This window comes from Yoonia sp. R2-816 (assembly GCF_046762905.1).
In the GTDB taxonomy this organism is placed as follows: domain Bacteria; phylum Pseudomonadota; class Alphaproteobacteria; order Rhodobacterales; family Rhodobacteraceae; genus Yoonia.
The window spans coordinates 1-647 of sequence record NZ_JBKQXN010000113.1 but is presented as its reverse complement, the minus strand read 5'-3'; the positions used below and the strand labels follow the sequence as shown (position 1 = coordinate 647).

The following is a 647-nucleotide window of genomic DNA, read 5'->3' as shown; positions in this document are numbered from 1 at the left end:
TGGACCTGTCACGTTTTTGTGCCGCCCCAGGTGCTCGTTTAGGCCACTTTCCGTTCGAAAGCGACCGGGCTTTTCCAGCCCAAAGCTGAGTGCCGCCTGCGCGGATTGTAGAAGCCATTGATGTATTGGAAGATGGCGACTTCAGCTTCTCGTCTCGTCGGCCAGGACCTGCGCCAAAGCATCTCAGCCTTGATCGTTTTGAAGAAGGTCTCGATGGCAGAGTTGTCATAGCAATTGCCTTTTCCACTCATCGATACCTGGAACCCGTGCTGGCGCAGCAGTTTCTGGTAGTCATGGGAACAATATTGGCTGCCCCGATCGGTGTGATGAATGCAGCCTTTGGGCGGTTGCCTCAGCGCCACGGCCATCTTCAATGCCCGGATCGCCAGGTCACGTTTCATTCGGTTCGAGACTGCCCAGCCGATCACCCGCCGGGAATGCAGATCCAGAATGACAGCCAAGTACAGCCAGCCTTCGCGAGTCCAGACGTAGCTGATGTCGCCTGTCCACTTCTGGTTCGGTCGATCGGCACGGAAGTCTCGGTTCAGCAGGTTCGGCGCAATGTTAAACGCATGGTTGCTATCGGTCGTCACCTTGTATTTCTTTGACCTTTCAACCCGAATGCCGTTCTCACGCATGAGCCTGCC

General features: G+C 55.8%; 1 protein-coding gene. It reads right to left on the bottom strand.

Translation table 11 applies throughout. The annotated features are described in order from the left end of the window. Positions 1-38: 38 nt before the first annotated feature. On the bottom strand, positions 39-647 hold a 609-nt coding region (locus ACFWW2_RS02160; protein ID WP_393925746.1), incomplete at its 5' end, for an IS3 family transposase.